Source organism: Mariniphaga sediminis, from assembly GCF_003573545.1.
Taxonomy (GTDB): domain Bacteria; phylum Bacteroidota; class Bacteroidia; order Bacteroidales; family Prolixibacteraceae; genus Mariniphaga; species Mariniphaga sediminis.
Map to the genome: position 1 here is coordinate 306,776 of NZ_QWET01000006.1, position 16,956 is coordinate 323,731.

General features: G+C 41.4%; 16 protein-coding genes. 8 read left to right on the forward strand and 8 right to left on the reverse strand.

Annotated elements, in window-relative coordinates; all coding sequences use genetic code 11:
• The first annotated feature begins 65 nt into the window (after positions 1-65).
• Together D1164_RS10205 and D1164_RS10210 are read left to right on the forward strand one after the other, a co-directional pair.
• A complete protein-coding gene (locus D1164_RS10205) occupies positions 66-1,352 on the forward strand; it encodes a PQQ-dependent sugar dehydrogenase (RefSeq protein ID WP_206610980.1) in 1,287 nt (428 codons plus the stop codon).
• 17 nt (positions 1,353-1,369) lie between these two features.
• A complete protein-coding gene (locus D1164_RS10210; RefSeq protein ID WP_119349864.1) occupies positions 1,370-1,828 on the forward strand; it encodes a c-type cytochrome in 459 nt (152 codons plus the stop codon).
• A 47-nt stretch (positions 1,829-1,875) separates the two neighbouring features.
• Here the strand turns inward: D1164_RS10210 and D1164_RS10215 are convergent, their stop codons facing one another.
• Entirely contained in the window at positions 1,876-3,819 is a 1,944-nt protein-coding gene (locus D1164_RS10215; RefSeq protein ID WP_119349865.1) for an OmpA family protein, read from the reverse strand.
• Between the two features lie 141 nt (positions 3,820-3,960).
• Here D1164_RS10215 and D1164_RS10220 point away from each other — a divergent pair, with 141 nt between their 5' ends.
• A complete protein-coding gene (locus D1164_RS10220; protein WP_119349866.1) occupies positions 3,961-4,149 on the forward strand; it encodes a hypothetical protein in 189 nt (62 codons plus the stop codon).
• An 84-nt stretch (positions 4,150-4,233) separates the two neighbouring features.
• Here the strand turns inward: D1164_RS10220 and D1164_RS10225 are convergent, their stop codons facing one another.
• A complete protein-coding gene (locus D1164_RS10225; protein ID WP_119349867.1) occupies positions 4,234-4,719 on the reverse strand; it encodes a PaaI family thioesterase in 486 nt (161 codons plus the stop codon).
• A gap of 55 nt (positions 4,720-4,774) precedes the next feature.
• Positions 4,775-5,593, reverse strand: coding sequence for a prohibitin family protein (locus D1164_RS10230; protein WP_119349868.1), 819 nt, complete (start codon positions 5,591-5,593; stop codon positions 4,775-4,777).
• 237 nt (positions 5,594-5,830) lie between these two features.
• On the opposite strand from D1164_RS10230, the gene D1164_RS10235 reads away from it, so the two are divergent.
• Positions 5,831-6,937, forward strand: coding sequence for a gamma-glutamyl-gamma-aminobutyrate hydrolase family protein (locus D1164_RS10235; RefSeq protein WP_119349869.1), 1,107 nt, complete (start codon positions 5,831-5,833; stop codon positions 6,935-6,937).
• Between the two features lie 36 nt (positions 6,938-6,973).
• Here D1164_RS10235 and D1164_RS10240 read toward each other — a convergent pair whose 3' ends face one another.
• Both D1164_RS10240 and D1164_RS10245 read right to left on the reverse strand, forming a co-directional pair.
• Positions 6,974-8,161 carry a glycosyltransferase family 2 protein gene (locus tag D1164_RS10240; protein ID WP_119349870.1) on the reverse strand — a complete coding sequence of 396 codons (1,188 nt, stop codon included), beginning with the start codon at positions 8,159-8,161 and terminating at the stop codon, positions 6,974-6,976.
• A 91-nt stretch (positions 8,162-8,252) separates the two neighbouring features.
• Positions 8,253-8,858, reverse strand: coding sequence for an OmpH family outer membrane protein (locus tag D1164_RS10245; RefSeq protein WP_119349871.1), 606 nt, complete (start codon positions 8,856-8,858; stop codon positions 8,253-8,255).
• A 214-nt stretch (positions 8,859-9,072) separates the two neighbouring features.
• Between D1164_RS10245 and D1164_RS10250 the strand changes: the two genes are divergently transcribed.
• Positions 9,073-9,984 (forward strand): proline dehydrogenase family protein, encoded by a 912-nt coding sequence (locus D1164_RS10250; protein WP_119349872.1) that lies wholly within the window; start codon positions 9,073-9,075, stop codon positions 9,982-9,984.
• 3 nt (positions 9,985-9,987) lie between these two features.
• On the opposite strand, the gene D1164_RS10255 is transcribed toward D1164_RS10250, so the two are convergent.
• Entirely contained in the window at positions 9,988-10,560 is a 573-nt protein-coding gene (locus D1164_RS10255; RefSeq protein WP_119349873.1) for a nitroreductase family protein, read from the reverse strand.
• A 272-nt stretch (positions 10,561-10,832) separates the two neighbouring features.
• On the opposite strand from D1164_RS10255, the gene D1164_RS10260 reads away from it, so the two are divergent.
• Positions 10,833-11,828 carry a GntR family transcriptional regulator gene (locus D1164_RS10260; RefSeq protein WP_119349874.1) on the forward strand — a complete coding sequence of 332 codons (996 nt, stop codon included), beginning with the start codon at positions 10,833-10,835 and terminating at the stop codon, positions 11,826-11,828.
• Between the two features lie 29 nt (positions 11,829-11,857).
• Here D1164_RS10260 and D1164_RS10265 read toward each other — a convergent pair whose 3' ends face one another.
• Positions 11,858-13,714 (reverse strand): hypothetical protein, encoded by a 1,857-nt coding sequence (locus tag D1164_RS10265; RefSeq protein ID WP_147372140.1) that lies wholly within the window; start codon positions 13,712-13,714, stop codon positions 11,858-11,860.
• 261 nt (positions 13,715-13,975) lie between these two features.
• Here D1164_RS10265 and D1164_RS10270 point away from each other — a divergent pair, with 261 nt between their 5' ends.
• Together D1164_RS10270 and D1164_RS10275 are read left to right on the forward strand one after the other, a co-directional pair.
• Positions 13,976-14,671, forward strand: a complete 696-nt coding sequence (locus D1164_RS10270) for a hypothetical protein (protein ID WP_147372142.1) — start codon at positions 13,976-13,978, stop codon at positions 14,669-14,671.
• A gap of 393 nt (positions 14,672-15,064) precedes the next feature.
• Positions 15,065-15,985 (forward strand): sugar phosphate isomerase/epimerase family protein, encoded by a 921-nt coding sequence (locus D1164_RS10275; protein ID WP_119349877.1) that lies wholly within the window; start codon positions 15,065-15,067, stop codon positions 15,983-15,985.
• A gap of 391 nt (positions 15,986-16,376) precedes the next feature.
• On the opposite strand, the gene D1164_RS10280 is transcribed toward D1164_RS10275, so the two are convergent.
• Complete coding sequence (locus D1164_RS10280) at positions 16,377-16,916, reverse strand: archaemetzincin family Zn-dependent metalloprotease (RefSeq protein WP_172594417.1); 540 nt, start codon at positions 16,914-16,916, stop codon at positions 16,377-16,379.
• Positions 16,917-16,956 lie beyond the last annotated feature (40 nt).

Below are 16,956 nucleotides of genomic sequence, written 5' to 3' on the forward strand. Positions count from 1 at the left end.
CTTCACGAAGTTACTTTAAATTGTCATACTGAACTTTTCGTATACTGTTGCGTTCAGATAAAAAAATGAATATGGTAAATATTATGAAACTGATTTCTGTTTTGTTATTGTCTGTTGTGGTATTTTCCTGCAATCAAAACGGGAAAGCGCCTTCAGAAATAATTGCTGACAGTGACAACGGTGGCCTAACCCTCCCGGAAGGGTTTTCGGCATTGATAGTGGTAGACGAAATCGGCCACGGCCGGCACATCGTTGTAAACGATAACGGCGATATATATGTCTCCCTAAGAAATCACAGCCAAAACAAAGGGATTGTTTGTTTGCGTGACACAACCGGTGACGGAAAGGCTGACGTGGTGGAATATACCGGAGAACACACCGGAACCGGCATTAAACTGCATAAAGGGTACCTTTACTTTGGCGCTGATAGTGCCATTGTTCGCTATCCGATGCAGGAAGGGAACCTACTACCTGGCAGCCAGTGGGAATTAATTGCAAGAGGTTTCCCGCAGGAAAGACAACACGAAGCCAAGCCCATGGAATTCGATGATCAGGGAAATATGTATGTTACGGTTGGCGCACCCTCCAATGCCTGCATGGCTCAGATGCGGACCAAAGGCTCGCCTGGAATGGATCCTTGCCCGATACTTGAATATGCAGGCGGAATATGGAAATTTAGGGAGGATGTCCTGAACCAGGAACAGTTAACCGATGGGGTACGTTATGCCACCGGCATAAGGCATGCCGTGGCTAATTGCTGGAACAGTGAAGTGAATGAGTTGTATGTAGTGCAACATGGCCGCGACCAGTTACACCAGTTTTTCCCCGAAATATATGATTCCAAACAGAGTGCCGAACTCCCTGCAGAAGAATTTTTTCTGGTTACGGAAGGATCTGATTTTGGCTGGCCCTATTGCTACTACGACCCACTTCAGGCGAAAAAGGTACTTGCACCTGAATATGGCGGCGACAGTGAAATACAGGAACGCTGCGAAAACAAAACCGATCCTGTTATGGCATTTCCCGGTCATATTGCTCCAAACGACCTGCTTTTTTATACGGGCAATATGTTTCCCGAAAGATATCGGAACGGAGCGTTTATTGCCTTTCACGGATCATGGAACCGGGCGCCTGAACCGCAGTCGGGTTATTTTGTGGTATTTGTGCCGTTTGAAGGCGCTTACCCTTCGGGCGACTGGGAAGTATTTGCCGACGGGTTTGCCGGAGAAGGCATCATCAACAGCACCCGCGATGCCGAGTTTCGTCCCTGCGGACTGGCACAGGGGCCTGATGGCTCGCTTTATGTAGTGGACAGCAACAAAGGAAAAATCTGGCGTATTATTTATTCATAAAAACCATACAAAGAGAGATGAAGTTTAATGTAATTCTGAGCACACTGTTGATAATTTTACTGAGCGCCTGTGGAGGACAGGAGAAAAATGAAGATGAACAACAGCAATCCCCAAATCAAACACAAACTGACAGCCCCAAATCGGCAACAATGGCAAACCACCCCGGCAAAAAAGTATATGATGCGGTATGCCTGGCCTGTCACATGGCTGACGGTTCGGGTGTTCCCGGAATGTTCCCGCCGCTTGCCCAGACTGATTGGGTATTGGAAGACAAGGAGAGGCTTATTCACATTACCCTTGAAGGATTAAGTGGAAAAATAGTTGTTAACGGGGAAGAATACAATAGTATTATGCCCCCCAATTCGCACCTTAGCGATAAACAAATTGCAGATGTTTTGACCTACATTCGTCAAAGCTTTGGAAACGATGCAAGTGAAATTACAATAGAAGAAGTACAGAAAGTAAGAAACAGGTAATATTCAACCCTGACGGGGCAGGTATCCAAACCCTGTCAGGGTTAAACTTATTCTCCCAATATTTTAATGGTTGTCCTGCGATTCAGGCGGCGTCCCTCCGGCGTACTGTTATCTGACACGGGTTGTTTTTCGCCGTAGCCGGCCCATTGCAACCGCTCTTTCCGGATACCCTGTAAAACAAGGAATTCTACCACCGAGCGGGCACGCTTCTCCGAAAGTTCCAGGTTTTTACCTGCATCGCCGGTATCGTCAGTATGCCCCTGAATCTCAACATCCAGCCTGGAATTTTCGTTCAGAAACACCACCAGCTTTTGCAGTTCAGGCTCCGACTCCGGTAAAATTCTGAATGAATCCGTTTCAAAGTAAATGTTGTATAAATTCATTTCGGCTCCTACTTTAACCGGTGTCAGACCAATCTCCAGTTCATACGGTTCGTAAACCTGTCTTTGTTCCCTTAAATCGAATGTATTGGAATAAAAAAGGTATCCTTCTTTTGATACTGAAAACGAATAATTTTTCCCCACCGGAAGACAGAGTAAACATTCACCTTGAGTATCTGTCATTTCCATGCGAGGTGATTTATCCGGATGCACAAGGTTCAATAATTCTATTTGAGCCTGCACAGGTTCCCTGGTTTCGGCATCGAAAACAAAAGTCCTGACATACGTTGCCGGTGAAGGACGAATGGATTCATCGAGGCGAAAAGAATAAATATCGAGGCCACTGAGGCTGTCGCGGGCCGAGGAAAAAAAGGCGGTCATCCCGTCGGCGCTGATATGCAACCCTTGTTCATCGTTGGATGTATTCACCGGGTATCCTAAGTTCTGAGGAGCAGAGAAAACCGAATCATTTTGAATGGAGGACATAAACAAATCGAAGCCGCCCATCCCAGTGTGAAAATCGGAGGCGAAATAAAAATTCATATTTCCGGCATGAATAAACGGTGAAGTTTCATTGCCGGAAGTATTGACGCTATCTCCCAGGTTAACCGGCGCCTTCCACTTCAACCGCCCGTCCGGACCAAACCCCAGGCATTCGGCGCGCCAAAGGTCTTTTTCTCCCTTTCCCCCGGAACGGTTACTCGTAAAATACAGAAACCGGCCATCGGAAGAAATGGATGGCTGTGCCTCCCACCCCGCAGTATTCAGCGGGCTGCCTGCATTTACCGGCGGGCTCCATTGCCCGTTGTTACGCAGCGAATAATAAATATCACAACTTCCTGCCCCGCCAGGCCGGTTACAGGCTGTAAAAAAAAACAGGTTACCGTCGGCAGAAAGACTTTGGGCGCCTTCATTCTCCGGAGTATTTAGTTCACTGACAGGTTGTGTTTCGCTCCATTCTTCCGGTCCGGATACAGAAAAGAAAAAGTCCTCTTGTGGTGGTTGCCCTGCCCGTTTCACCAAACGCGTAATAACCAACTGCTGCTGATCAACACTCAGGCTTGGCCAGTATTCGTCAAAAACTGAGTTTACCGTATTGGGAAGACGCTCGGGATAAAACTCCACCGGATTTTCCATGGCATGCAGAGCAAACCGGCAATTTTCCATTTTCCTGTTCACTTCTGCTTTACGTTCAGTACTCAAAGAAGCAGCATCAAGGTATGCCTGAAAATAATCCAACGCTTCCCCGTAATTCCCGTTTGACAACAATGCATCTCCCAGACGGCGCATGATCAGGGGCATTTCAGACTTTTCAAGGGCCTTTTTTAACTGGAATATCTCACGGGGCGTATCTTTTGTTTCATAAAAAATATCAGCCAGCAACAGGCGGGCATCCAAAAACTCAGGATTACGTTCCAATATTTTTTCACAACGCTCAATAGCCAGAGAATAATCCTGTTGTGCAAGAAGCTGGCGCGCTTCGTCAAAATGCTTTTGTATCCTCTTCTGATGTTGGGCAAATCCCCCAAAAACAAATAACAGAAAAGAAATAAGGATTAAATATTTCTTCCACCATTTTGTTTCCCCAATCGAAAAAAAACTTTTACTCATCTGCCTGATAACTTTTTAGCTCTTTTCAAAAACAAATTAAAAATGCCGCCGTTTGTTTCTTTTGTATTTGTATTTTTTTTTATTTTGGCTTTGTAAACTATTAAAAATTAATTGTCTTATTTTTTTGAATGAACTTTAAAAATGAAACGGAAAGTAAACAAAAAAAATTACACCGAAGTAGATAACTTCGAACGGAAACAAAAAAAGCACCCTGAAAAAAGGGACAAAAGCTCTAAAAGAAGGCTTTCCATTTATGACGAGTTTGATGATGAAGATCTCGATGATTATGCATCCAATTACGAAGATCTCGATGAAGATGAGGACTTTTAATCGCTACACTATAAGAAGAAAAAATCCATCGTAACATATTTTACCTGCTCCCTTCTTTTCGGATTGGATAAGAATGTATTTGCATTAGTCTGCAAAAAACGCTTCCACTCCGGGATAGTTGTATTTTGCCCGTGCAATTTTTTCCGGGAAACAAAAGTAGGAAGCTTCGGCAATAGCGCAAACTTCACCTTCGCCGTCGAAAAGCGTACATTCTATTTTTGCTATACGTTTTTCCACAGCAAGGAGCTTTGCTCTTACGGTAATTTCACCTTTCGAAATAAACACAGGTTTCGGGTAATTAATGGTAAGGTTTGCTGTCACGCCGGCCGTTTTCAGCTTTATAAAAACAAGCCAGGCAGCTGCTTCGTCAAGCAGGGTAGCCTGAATTCCGCCGTGTAAAACACCGATCCAGCCTTCATACGACTTTTGCGGTATCCACCGGGCCACCAACTCTTCACCATCTGCCCAAAACTCCAGATGTAACCCCCTGTCGTTGGCAGGCGAACACCCAAAACAGTTGTATGCATCTTTTGAAGCTGAAGGGGAAAAAGGATTTTTTATTTTTCTCATTGGGTACAAAAAAAGGCCGGCAAAATTGCCAGCCTGAAATGTATAAAATCTTCATTTAATTATTGCCAAGAATCAGCGGCAAACCATCTTTCCCGCTGCCAATCACAACCACCTTTGAATTTTCCGATTTTGCCAAATCAATGGTAGCTTCTATCCCCCGCTGTTGCAAAATGCGGTCGGTTAAGCTGGCATTAATAATCTGGTTATAATTGGCAATTCCTTCCGCTTCAATGCGCCGGCGTTCCGCTTCCGATTCTTCCCGCTGGAGCCTGAATTCATAAGCCAGGGCTTCCTGTTCCTGTTGAAGTTTATTTTCAATGGCTCCTTTAATCTGTTGAGGAAGGTTTATCGACCGGATAAGCAACGCCCGCATTTCAATAAAATTTTCTCCCAAAACATTCCGGGTTTCATCCTTTATCGTTTGCTCTACTTCTGCCCTCTTGGTAGAGTATATCTCCTCTGCCGTATAACGGCCGGCTACCTGGCGCACAGTTGATCTGACTTCGGGAATAACCAATACATTGATATAGTTGCTCCCAAACTGCTGATGTAGAAAACCAATCTCATTGTGAATCGGATTAAACCGGACTGTTACATCTGTATTAATGGATAAACCGTTTTTATCGAGTACATCCATTGTTTCTTCACGCTGCTGTTCCCGCACATTATAAACATACAATTCATTCCAGGGAGCGATAACATGAAATCCCTCCCCATAAACATTTTCAGTATCCAGGCCGGAGGTGTACGGACGGAAAATTATCCCGCGTTCACCGGCCTCAATAATAAAAAACATACGCCCGCCAAAAAGCAAAAGCACAATTAAAATTACGACTACTCCAACAACGTAAGGTGTTTTCAAATTGAATTTCATATTATGTATTTTAAGTTTTTAACTGTATTCTAGATAATCCCTCATTCAAATAAGCCTCCTGTGAATGAAATATATCTGGCATGGTTTGTTTCACAATTTATTTCTTTTGAATACGTCACAAATGTAAGAAGATTAACGGGCAACATAAACTTAAAATCTGATTTTATTCGATTTTAAATAGGGTTTCCCCTTTACAATGTTTAATATTATATTTGAAAACCTAAATCATTTTTAATAATGAAACAATTTTTGTCTGCTTTTTTCCTATTCATTTTTTCTGCCAACCTGGTAGCACAGGATTTTTTCAGGGAAAATTTCGATACAGGGAAAACTTATATTCTACTTGCCAATCCGACGGTTAGAAACCTTGAAACAGTCACCTTTTTAATCGACAACAATTTGCTGAATGTGAATAAACGAAAAACCCGGTTTGTAGGGATTTATCACGAACAGCAGGCTTATGATTTTGAGGCATCGCGGCGTTACGTTGAAACCCGGGGGCTAAATCGTTTTTATTTGCACGAAATACGCGGAAAACTTGATACCACAAAGCTCTACCTGGAAAACGGGTATACCGCTGAAATGAGAAATCTTTTTGAAAACTCCACCGGTATTTTCTTTTTTGGGGGACCCGACATTCCTCCTGCTGTTTATGGCGAAAAAAACACCCGGTCGGTTGTTACCGATCCCGCAAGGCATTATTTCGAAATCACATTACTATTTCACTTGTTGGGAAGTTATCGTAATAATCATTTTGAACCGTTCCTCCATAAAAATCCGGACTACTTTGTCAGCGGTTTTTGCCTCGGTATGCAAACCATGAATGTGGCCACAGGCGGAACGCTTATCCAGGACATCCCGGCAGAAATTTACGGAGCCGAAACTCCGGAAGCTACTGTGCAAAACGGCAAGATGAATATGCACCGAAATTACTGGCAAAAAATTTCGACTGATTCGTTACTTATGACAATCAATTTCCACCCGATCCGGTTTACGGAACATCCTTTTTTCGGGGAAAGTGTGAAAGTAGCCAAAACGAAAAAACCATTAATTTACAGCAGTCACCACCAGGCTGCTGAAAAAATAGGAAAAGGACTGGAAGTAACCGCAGTTTCCAACGACGGAAAAATTGTGGAAGCACTTACGCATACCACTTACCCACATGTGTTTGCCGTACAGTTCCATCCTGAAGTACCGGCACTTTACGAAAACCAGCAGCAAAAAAAATTTCATCCGGACGATACTCCCCAAACTTATCATGAACTGATTGGGAGACAAAATGTAAAATTTCACAAAAAATACTGGAGGTATATTTCAAAAACATTGAAAAAAGCTGCCCGGTAAGATTATACCGACCAGGTAATTTTTATAGAATCAGTTTCAGGAGTTCCGTGTTTTATTCATTTCTGCAACCTGTTCAAGAAGATCCGATTTTTGATAAAAAACATCATGCGTAAAATTCAAAAACTTTAAAATTTTAAACGCATTGAATTTTTGAAAAAAACGGGTTTGAAAGCTTTGAAGCGTGGAACAATTTGCATTCAGGTCACTAATTTCCTGCCAGAAATCACCTTCCGTAAGAAATGTTTGAACCGGTCTTGAAAGTTGTGAGAGCAGGTTTTGGTATTCCCTTTTTTCTATGTTGAAAAGTTGGTCCTTTTTATCAAAAAACTGCTTCAAATCAGAAAAAGACTGAAAGTCATACGTTTTTGTCAGGTCTTCCTCCCCTTTCATCCATTTTTGAAGAATGGGGCCGGTACCGAACGGAACCCGGTCAGACAAGCGCGCGGAGGGATGCACGCACGTGGATGTAATCTCTCCCACCCGGCCAATCTGTGCAAGGTTTTGCAAAAAATAAAAATCTTCACCTGCCTGCCTGCGGTTCATTCCGCCCCGCTTTACATAAGCTCCGGCAGTAACAGCAAATGCAGATCCGACTGTGAACATAGGATTTGGATAGCCTGTAAACCCCAGCATCATTTTGTAGTAATTCATGTATTTTTCGTAGAGTCGAATCCCCTGTAAATGTTTTGCATCAAGTCCGGTGGCTTGATGTTCAAAATGAATGGTGGCGCCAACATGCCCGGGATATGATTTGAAATAGTTCTCAATTTCGGTAAGGTAGTTTTTTTCGACCAGCGTATCGGCATCCAGCGAAACAATGAGCCCTTCCGGTTTATTCAGCAAATTGAAACGCCGAACAGCTTCATCCATTCCCCTTTTACGGGCCAGACCGGCACCCGCCCACTTCTTTCTCAATGCCACAGGCCCTACGGCAAAGAACGTTATCTGGTCGCTGGTATTCTGCGAAATCCATTTATCCACCTCGTATTTTGTTTGCCGGTTTTGTTCTTTAACGGATTCCGGGGCTGCTTCTGAATGGTTGATCAAAAGGATTACTTCCACGCTTGTTTCAGGCAACGCACAACAGGCAACCGAGCGGAGCGTTTGCAAAACATTGGGTTCGCGAAAACAGGGAATCACCACTGAAATCCCCAGACCGGAATCCGGAGTCTCCCGGATCAGTTCAGGAGCCTGATTTCGTTGAAGATACTTACTTGCAAACATACATGCAGTTTTATTCAGAAGGTGAATTTAAACAAAAAAATCCGGGAAGAAGTTTCCCCGGATTATCATTCAATATTTTGTAAAAACAAATTTATTCTGTTGCCGATTTTCCCGAATAGCGTTCATTCAGCGCCTTCAGCACATCCGACGTAATATTATGGGCTTCATCTCCTATCAGCACCTCTGCGCCGTTGAAAATGTAATCGTACTGTCTGTTTTTATTATAGGATTTAAGATAGTTCATCAAGCTATCCAATATTTGTTTATTATTGGAAGTCTGCAATTCTGCCAGTTTTCCGGACAACTCCTGATCGAGCTTCATAATTTCCTGTTCTTTCCCTACCAACCGGTCACGCTCCTGGATAGCCCGCTGCTCGGTCAGAAAACCTCCTCGTTGCAATTTATCCTGGAAAGCAGCCGCCTCTTTTTCAAAAGACTGACGTTTACTTCCGAACTCGCTGTTGTAAGCTTCCTGCTTTTTGGAAAAATCATCGTGCAGGTCTTGCGCCAGTTCATAATTTAAAATAACCGAATCAGCTTTTACATAAGCAATTTTCATTGAGCCTGTTGCAGACCTGACAGCCTGTTTGTCAACAGTACCCAAACTTTCACCCTTTCCGGAAAAATATAAAATATAAAGTACCGCAACAGCTATAAGAGCTACAATTGAAACTATTAAAGACGATCCTTTCATCATTATTGAAAATTTAAATTTGGTTCTTCAAACGCGCAAAGATAATTTTTTCGGCTAAAAGCAACAGGGGAATATGTCATTTTTTAATCTGATAAATAATAAATACTGAAAAAAAAACCTGTGTAAAATCATAAACCACCACTGATAAACATCATTGAAAAAAACTGCAACGGAGCAGTAATTTTATCCCATAAACAATTCATTCATTAAAAATAAAATGCTGAATAAACTGATTGCCGATATTTTGCCACATATGCCCAAAAGACTGGTTTGGGTTTTTTCGAAACGATACATTGCAGGGGAAACCATTGAAGAAGGATTACTCGCATCGAAATTTCTGAATCAAAAAAATATGGAGGTTACCGTTGATCTGCTGGGTGAGTTTATTGAAACTCAACAAGAAGCCGAGGCAAATAAAAATCAGTATCTTGAAATCATTGAACGGTTTACCGAAGAAAAGGTGACGGGCAATTTTTCGCTGAAGCCGACCATGTTTGGGTTACTCTTTGACAAAGAAATTTGCTACACCCACATTCGGGAAATTGTAAAGTTTGCCGTAGAAAAGAACAGTTTTGTCCGCATCGATATGGAAGATTCGCAATGTGTGGATAGAGAGATTGAATTGTTTCAAAAATTACATAAAGAATTTCCCAAAAATGTGGGATTAGTTGTACAGTCATATCTCAGAAGAACTCTGTCTGATCTTGAAGCGCTGAAAGAATTCCATTCGGAAAATACACCATTGAATTTCAGACTGTGTAAAGGAATTTACGTGGAACCGGAAAAGGTTGCGTTCAAAAATTATGAAGAAATCCGGCAACATTACCTGGAAGACCTGGAGTTTTTGTTTAAAAATGGTATGATTACAGGAATTGCAACCCACGATAAGTTTTTAGTAGAGAATGCTTTCCGTTTAATTGAGCAATACCAGGTACCAAAAGAAAGGTACGAATTCCAGATGCTTTATGGTGTTACTCCCGAACTGCGACAACAAATCATCGATAAAGGGCACCGAATGCGGGTATATGTGCCCTTTGGAAAACACTGGTTTAACTATTCAACCCGCAGGCTAAAAGAAAACCCTAAAATGGCACAACAAATTATTAAGGCACTTTTTATACGAGGTTGATATTTAAATTGAGCGGAAAATAATCTCCTCCAATGGTCGCTTAGGAACATGATGAATTTCGTTTTCATCACGCCAATACTTGATATCTCCTTCTTTTGCTGTATCCAGTACCACCTTTTCTGCAGGTTTTCCCAGGGCAATGAGCCAAAGAATTTCGAGGTGTTCGGGCAGTTTCAGAATTTTTGCCACTTTACTTTTGTTAACAGACCCAATGGTGCAACCGCCAAACCCGTCTTCCACGGCTCCGAGTAATATACTTTGAATGGCAATGCCATCATCGCAATAATAATTCTCGGCCAGCGATTTGTCGAGAAGTATCGCTACATAAGCCACAGGGCGCTCTTTTTCCTCAGGCCCGTTCCAGTCTTTCAGATATCCTGCCCAGCCCAGGTTCGGAAATATCTGTCCATTCATTTTTTCATCGGTACAAATGGCATATTTTAAAGGCTGCATATTTCTCCCGCTGGCAGAGAGCCTGGCCAGTTCAATCCATTGTTCAATTTGCTCCTTCCCAATCTTTACCGACGCATCGAACCTTCGGTAGCTACGGTTTTTTATTACCAGGTCGCGTATCATAATTTTCGATTTTTATCGAAAGGTAACAATTGATTTTAATTTTTGATAATACCTGTTGATTTTAATAAAGAAAAAAGGATAAGGAAGAAAGTTACCATAAATTAAAAAGAAGTAATGCTGACCAAACTTAACCACTTTGACAATGTAACTTCACCTTATCCTCTTCTATTAACGCATCAATATTCTTTGTATTGTTTTCAGGTGTTCATATAAATTTTTAGATTTGGAGAACAGAACAGAATGGTTACTGTTCTGTTTAACAACAAAAATCAATGACCCGGTTAAAATTCAAAATTGACAATAACTCCAATACCCTGAAATTTCAGCAGTTGGTTGATGCCATTGTGAATGCCATCAGTCAAAATCAGCTAAAAGAGGGAGATATGTTGCCTTCGGTTAACCAGATTATGAAAGAAGCCAACCTTTCGCGCGACACTGTTTTTAAAGCTTATGCCGAGCTTAAAAAACGGGACGTGGTGGAATCTGTTCCCAACCGGGGATACTTTGTTACCCGGAAAATCATTAAAGTTTTTCTTTTTCTCGATACGTTTAAAGCCTACAAGGAAGTATTATACGGTTCTTTTCTGAAACACCTTCCCCAAAATATCAGCGTTGATTTACATTTTCATCATTACAACATCCACCTTTTTGAAAAAATCATCCTGGAGAGTTTGGGAAAATACAGCAAATACATTATTATGAATTTTGATCACCCTAAAATTGGGGGAATCATTCGAAAAATTTCAGCAGACCAGTTGCTTGTTATTGATTGGAAAATCCATGCCTCCCCGAATCACTCTGCTGTTTTTCAGAATTTTGGTCAGTCTGTTTATGATTGCCTCGGGGCCAACCTCGATAAAATCCGGCAGTATAAAAAATTCACTTTCTTTTATCCGCCGTTCACCTACCATCCCAAAGATGCCGTCGAATATTTCGGGATATTTTGCAACGACCACAAAATAAAACACGCTGTAATTTTTGACGAAGAAAAGTTCAGAATTGAAAAGGGGGAGCTGTATTTTCTGGTAAGCGACCGTACCCTGGCCCGTTTTCTGGATCAATGTGCCGAAAAAGGTTTTGAGCCCGGCCGCGAAGTCGGCGTAATTTCCTACAATGAAACCCCCATGAAAAAATATGTAAAAAATGGCATTACTGTCATTTCCACCGATTTTGAACTGATGGGACAAAAAGCTGCGGAATTTGTGGCAACAGGCAAACCAGTTACATTTGAAGTGCCCACGACGCTGAAACTCCGCTCTTCGCTTTAAAATATAGGCACGAATTTCCTTTGAGAAAATTATTCGAATCGCAAGGGTTGAGGAGGTGTCGGCCTGAAACTGTAGAAATCCTTTTTGAGTTGCTCTTCAATAATAAATCCGGTAAAACTCATGTCTGACGGGGGAAAGGGATAGAAAGCCAGCCTTAACTGAAATGTTTTAAAAACCAGATTTTCGTTGTGCAGCCTCAACCCTACCCCCAGGCCACTATAATACTTCTCCGTAAAAATAAATGTCCGGTTCGAGCCAATGATTCCCACATCGGCAAAGCCGTACATTGCCATATTGAATTTATAAAACTGCTGGCGCAGGAATAGCACATACTCCAGACTCAGGCTCAGGCGTTGTTTTCCGACAGCATCCCGGCTTGAAAAACCTCGAATATGTTCTTTCCGGGTCAGGTCCAATTCTTCAATTCCAAAACGTCGGATTCCCAACATATAGTTTGCCTTTCCAAATAACCGGAACCGCTTCCGTCCTGCGTTCACCTGCCGCGATATAAAATTCAGGCTCCCTTGTATCAGCCCCTGCTCATAATCATTATTTTTAAAATAACCGCCAACACCACCAGACAAGTATAAATATCCCTGGCGGTTTACCAGTAAGTTTCCGTTTGAAAGATACAAATGAGCATAATGCCTGTTTCCAAATTCATTGACATCGAAGCCATATACAATTTCATTTTTAAAACCCTCCGGTATATCCTCGGTGATGCCATAGCTGTAAACAAGTTGATCCTGCATGTAACGACGCTGGGTAAAGGTTATTCCGGCCAGGTAAAATGTGTTGTTTGAAAAATACTGGCTTTCCTGAGATATTGGAACAGGACGATGGAAATAAGTACGGTTATAAATCCCGGCAGATAAAACCATTTGCGAATTGTGGTAATCATGTGGTTTTATTTGAAAACTTCGTCCGCCCCAAACATTAAAAAACGAAAGATCCATGGGGTCCTCTGTTTGGATCGGAGCATCTTCCAAAATACGGTCGGTGCGATACATTCTTACAGCCGAAGCTCCATAGCCCCATTTTATAGAGGGGGTGATAAATGGTTTGTCGAGAAGAAAACTGAACCCCTCCCTTCTGTATGTATTCATATACCCCGCCGAAATGTCGATAAACTTTCCTCTTATATTATTGATTTTATAAAATGTTTCGAGTCCGGTATACGGCTGCCGGTTAAGATGCCCCACAAACCGGAAGGAGATTTCATGCCCGACCCCGAAAATATTTTGATTATAAAATTCGAGAGCTGCCGAATTATTTCCATCCACTGCGCCCGACACGCCAATAGAAAACCGATCTTTGGTTATAACATGCACCTTCACAAGACCTTTATAAACAGAGTCTTGTTCCAAAACAAACCTCACATCCTGTATGTAAGGTAATGCCCTTATTATTCGTTCATTTTCATACAAAAGATCAGGATCCAGAAAGTCGCCAACTTCAAACAGGAGCATCCTTTCGATGGTATTCAAATTCGATTTTGAATGCAGGGCATTGGCTGCTTTTTCTACAAAAGATTTTGCTCTGTGTGTAGTATCAGTGAAAGTCGGACCAAAAACATCCAATGGTTTAACGGTAATTTCTGAAATAATTTTCCCTTCCATTTCACTGTAATATTCAAGGGACAGGGCTTCCCTGTCAACGTATGGACGGGGCGGAGAAATCAAAAAATCATATACAATACGCGTCAGTGTCTTCTGCTTTGCCTTGTACTCCAGACTGTCATAAAACTGCTCGTATTTCTCGCCATTGTTGTTTAAACGGGAGAGACTGTCCGGCTGGTTAGACTGAGACAACGCGTAAAGTCCGGGAAATATCAAAGTCAATACAAAAAAGATTCTCCCAATAATTAATATGAATTTACTCCCCATTTCAAAATGCCTCATTATAAATCCCCTAAAAAAAGAAGGGTCTTAATCGCTCAGAAAAATAGTGATTTTCACCACTTCAACCAGAATTGGCCGCTGTTAATTTTCGTTAAAGTTGGCCGGCAAACAACAAAAACGAGGGCAAATTTTCCAATAGATCCGTACTTTCTTTCATTTTTATTATCCAGAGTTTAAAAGTTAATTTTATACTTTTGTCTTGTGGGAAAACTTTATAAAATATACAAGCGGAATATATACGGGGTCATGGGAACCCTGATATTCCATATCTTGCTCTTTTCCGCTTTTCTCATAGCCGGCATTGAAATGAAAGGAACGGTGCAGGAAGAAGAATTACTTATTGAATTCCCTGACCTTCTGCCCGAAGAAGAACTACCGGAAGATGAAGTGGAACAACAGGAAAGTGAACCCACACCCAATGAAGCCTCTTCTCCCTTACAGGAAACGCGCAGCAACCGCACCAACGTCGCTTCAAACAGGCTCGCACAAAACGATGAATTTTTCGATGAAGAATACCTCCGGGAAGTAGAAGCAGCAAAGCAACTGGTGTCAGATGTAAACAACCAGCTTTCAAAAGAGGCAGTGGATATGGAAGATATTGAAATGCCCGTACAAACAACAGAAGGAATGAATCCTGACTCCATCCAAAATGTGGTGTACACAGGAGAAAGTAACATCGTCTATTACCTTAAAAACCGGCATCACCTGCGATTACCTATTCCGGTTTATCTTGCGCAGGGTGGTGGTAAAATAATTGTAGACATCTCTGTAAACCGCCAGGGGAAGGTGATACAGGCAGAGCCGCGTAAAAACCCCGCTATTCGCGACGAACAAATTTACATTTACGCCAAAGTAGCTGCATCCCGCACGGTGTTTAATTCAGACCCAAATGCACCTAATCCTCAACAGGGTACAATTCATTATACTTTTGTCGCTCAATAAAATTTCGGGTTAACATTCCATTAGCTTTAACATGATTTAACAATTTTGAGTTGCACAGGAGCAAAACAGCCCCTATATTTGCGGTACGTTTATTTTCATAAGTTTAGGTTTAGTTAGGTTAGTTAGTTTAATGAGAAAAGGATGGGTTGTTGAGCCCATCCTTCTTCATTTATAGATATCAACTCAAAGTATTCCCTCCAGACTTCCCCTCGTCCGTAAAATACAATAAAAACCACATCCTTAGAATTCAGGATCAACTAAAATCAGTTTAAATATTTTACTCATCATTTTCAAAAACTTTCAGAAATAGTCCTCTATTCTACAGAGAAGCAACAGTTTTATATTATTTTTACCTGTAAAATAATCTGTTCTATTGATTAACATTATACTATTATGAAAACGTTACAAAACAGGAGAGAATTTTTTAAAATTTCTGCCGCCGGAACTTTGGGGATGATGGCTTTGGGGCCACTCGCCTGTTCTCCGGGCGCCTCGGTGAACAGAAAAAGTTTCGGTGTAGGGTTACAACTTTACACCATCCGTGACGCAATGACTGCAGACGTGCAGGGTTCATTGAAAAAATTATCGGATTTGGGGTACAAAAACCTGGAGCTTGCCAATTACTCCGATGGAAAATTTTACGGATTTACCCCTACTGAATTCAAAAAAATGGTGAATGACCTGGGCATGGAAATTATCAGCAGTCATACCAGCGTGGAGGCCGAAGGAATTACAACGGAAAGCGCTAAGAAAATGGCCGATGACCATGCCGAATTAGGTGTGCAATATTGTGTACAGCCCTGGGTAGAAGAAAAAGACCGCAACGTTGAGTCGTATAAAAAAATGGTTGCCGACTGGAACGAAGTCGGGCGCATTATGAAAGACGTTGGAATTCAGTTTGGTTACCACAACCACAATTTTGAGTTTGCCAACCTTGACGGTATTGTTCCTTACTACGATATATTTATGCCTGAAATGGACCCGGATTTGATTACTATGGAAATCGACTTTTTCTGGGTCTCCAAAGCTGGACAGGATCCGGTAGAAATGTTCAAAAAATATCCGGGACGTTTCCAGCTATTCCACATGAAGGATATGTTTACCAAAGAAGCACCGTTTTACGATGTCACTAAAAATGATATTGCCCCTGTGGGTGCTGGTGTTATCGATTTTAAAAATATCCTTGCTGCCAAAGAGGTAGCAGGAATGAAGTACCTTTTTGTTGAAGACGACAACCAAGGAAACGGAAAGCCTTTTGAAGCCCTGGAAACGAGCATTCACAACCTGACAACAGATATTTTGAAGCAGGCATAAAAACGGTAAACAACTAATATTAGTTGTTTGCAAACCCTGCCCGTAAAAATGGCACTTATAAAACCGGTAACCTAAAATAAAAGTTACCGGTTTTTTTATGAATACAACAAATTATCAGCGGGTAGAACTGTTTTTATTTATCAACTTGTATATCAGTACCACCCCTGTAATTAATCCTGCCAGGCAAATAGTCAATACGGCTAATAATAATAAAGTTTCCATCTTATTGATTTTTAAGCTTCTGTAATTGAAACCGATTGGCTCAAAAATCAAACCAAACACCACAAAAAGCTGAACAACAATAGATTGAGCACTAAAAAATATTGATTCTTCTTACTATTTTGGGACAACAATCCAATAATAGTATTTTTTACCCTTTCCCGGAAAATTATTACTCCTTCTCCAACTCCCCGGAGCATTTCATACAAAAACGGGCTTCTTTCTGATCCACTTCTTCAATATAGATACTGGGGTGCATAACACAGGCCGGGTTTACGCAATGCGACAACCCGAATGTATGCCCCAACTCGTGAATGATTTCTTTGTAAAACCGTTCAAAAAGTAATTGTTCATCTTTGGGGAGCCCATACAGTTCGTTTTTCAACCGGAAAAGTGATACAACTCCTGCACTTCCTTTAAAAACAGCCTGACCTATCACATAAGTAAGAATTGGAATAAACAGATCGACACGAAAAAGTCCGATGGCTTTCGCATCAGTTCTGCGATATTCGAACTGAATATATTTTATCAGTTTATCAGCATCGTATTGCCTGCGCATTGGGTCATAATATTTTGTCAGTTCTTCATAATTTATTGAAATATTTACCGGCAGGCCAAAAGATGCCTTAACCACAGCAGCCGTTTGTTCAAGAAAGTTTTTGTCAAACTGCCCGAATGAAATCAATAAAATATGCTGGCCTAACAATGACAAAAATTTACAGGATTTATAAAATTCATTCCGCGTTGATATA

Coding starts and splice junctions, on each gene's coding strand:
- D1164_RS10250 (WP_119349872.1), top strand. CDS start 9,073: ATGCTGAATAAACTGATTGCCGATATTTTGCCACATATGCCCAAAAGA.
- D1164_RS10255 (WP_119349873.1), bottom strand. CDS start 10,560: ATGATACGCGACCTGGTAATAAAAAACCGTAGCTACCGAAGGTTCGAT.
- D1164_RS10275 (WP_119349877.1), top strand. CDS start 15,065: ATGAAAACGTTACAAAACAGGAGAGAATTTTTTAAAATTTCTGCCGCC.
- D1164_RS10265 (WP_147372140.1), bottom strand. CDS start 13,714: ATGGGGAGTAAATTCATATTAATTATTGGGAGAATCTTTTTTGTATTG.
- D1164_RS10220 (WP_119349866.1), top strand. CDS start 3,961: ATGAAACGGAAAGTAAACAAAAAAAATTACACCGAAGTAGATAACTTC.
- D1164_RS10245 (WP_119349871.1), bottom strand. CDS start 8,858: ATGATGAAAGGATCGTCTTTAATAGTTTCAATTGTAGCTCTTATAGCT.
- D1164_RS10230 (WP_119349868.1), bottom strand. CDS start 5,593: ATGAAATTCAATTTGAAAACACCTTACGTTGTTGGAGTAGTCGTAATT.
- D1164_RS10235 (WP_119349869.1), top strand. CDS start 5,831: ATGAAACAATTTTTGTCTGCTTTTTTCCTATTCATTTTTTCTGCCAAC.
- D1164_RS10240 (WP_119349870.1), bottom strand. CDS start 8,161: ATGTTTGCAAGTAAGTATCTTCAACGAAATCAGGCTCCTGAACTGATC.
- D1164_RS10210 (WP_119349864.1), top strand. CDS start 1,370: ATGAAGTTTAATGTAATTCTGAGCACACTGTTGATAATTTTACTGAGC.
- D1164_RS10270 (WP_147372142.1), top strand. CDS start 13,976: ATGGGAACCCTGATATTCCATATCTTGCTCTTTTCCGCTTTTCTCATA.
- D1164_RS10205 (WP_206610980.1), top strand. CDS start 66: ATGAATATGGTAAATATTATGAAACTGATTTCTGTTTTGTTATTGTCT.
- D1164_RS10225 (WP_119349867.1), bottom strand. CDS start 4,719: ATGAGAAAAATAAAAAATCCTTTTTCCCCTTCAGCTTCAAAAGATGCA.
- D1164_RS10260 (WP_119349874.1), top strand. CDS start 10,833: ATGACCCGGTTAAAATTCAAAATTGACAATAACTCCAATACCCTGAAA.
- D1164_RS10215 (WP_119349865.1), bottom strand. CDS start 3,819: ATGAGTAAAAGTTTTTTTTCGATTGGGGAAACAAAATGGTGGAAGAAA.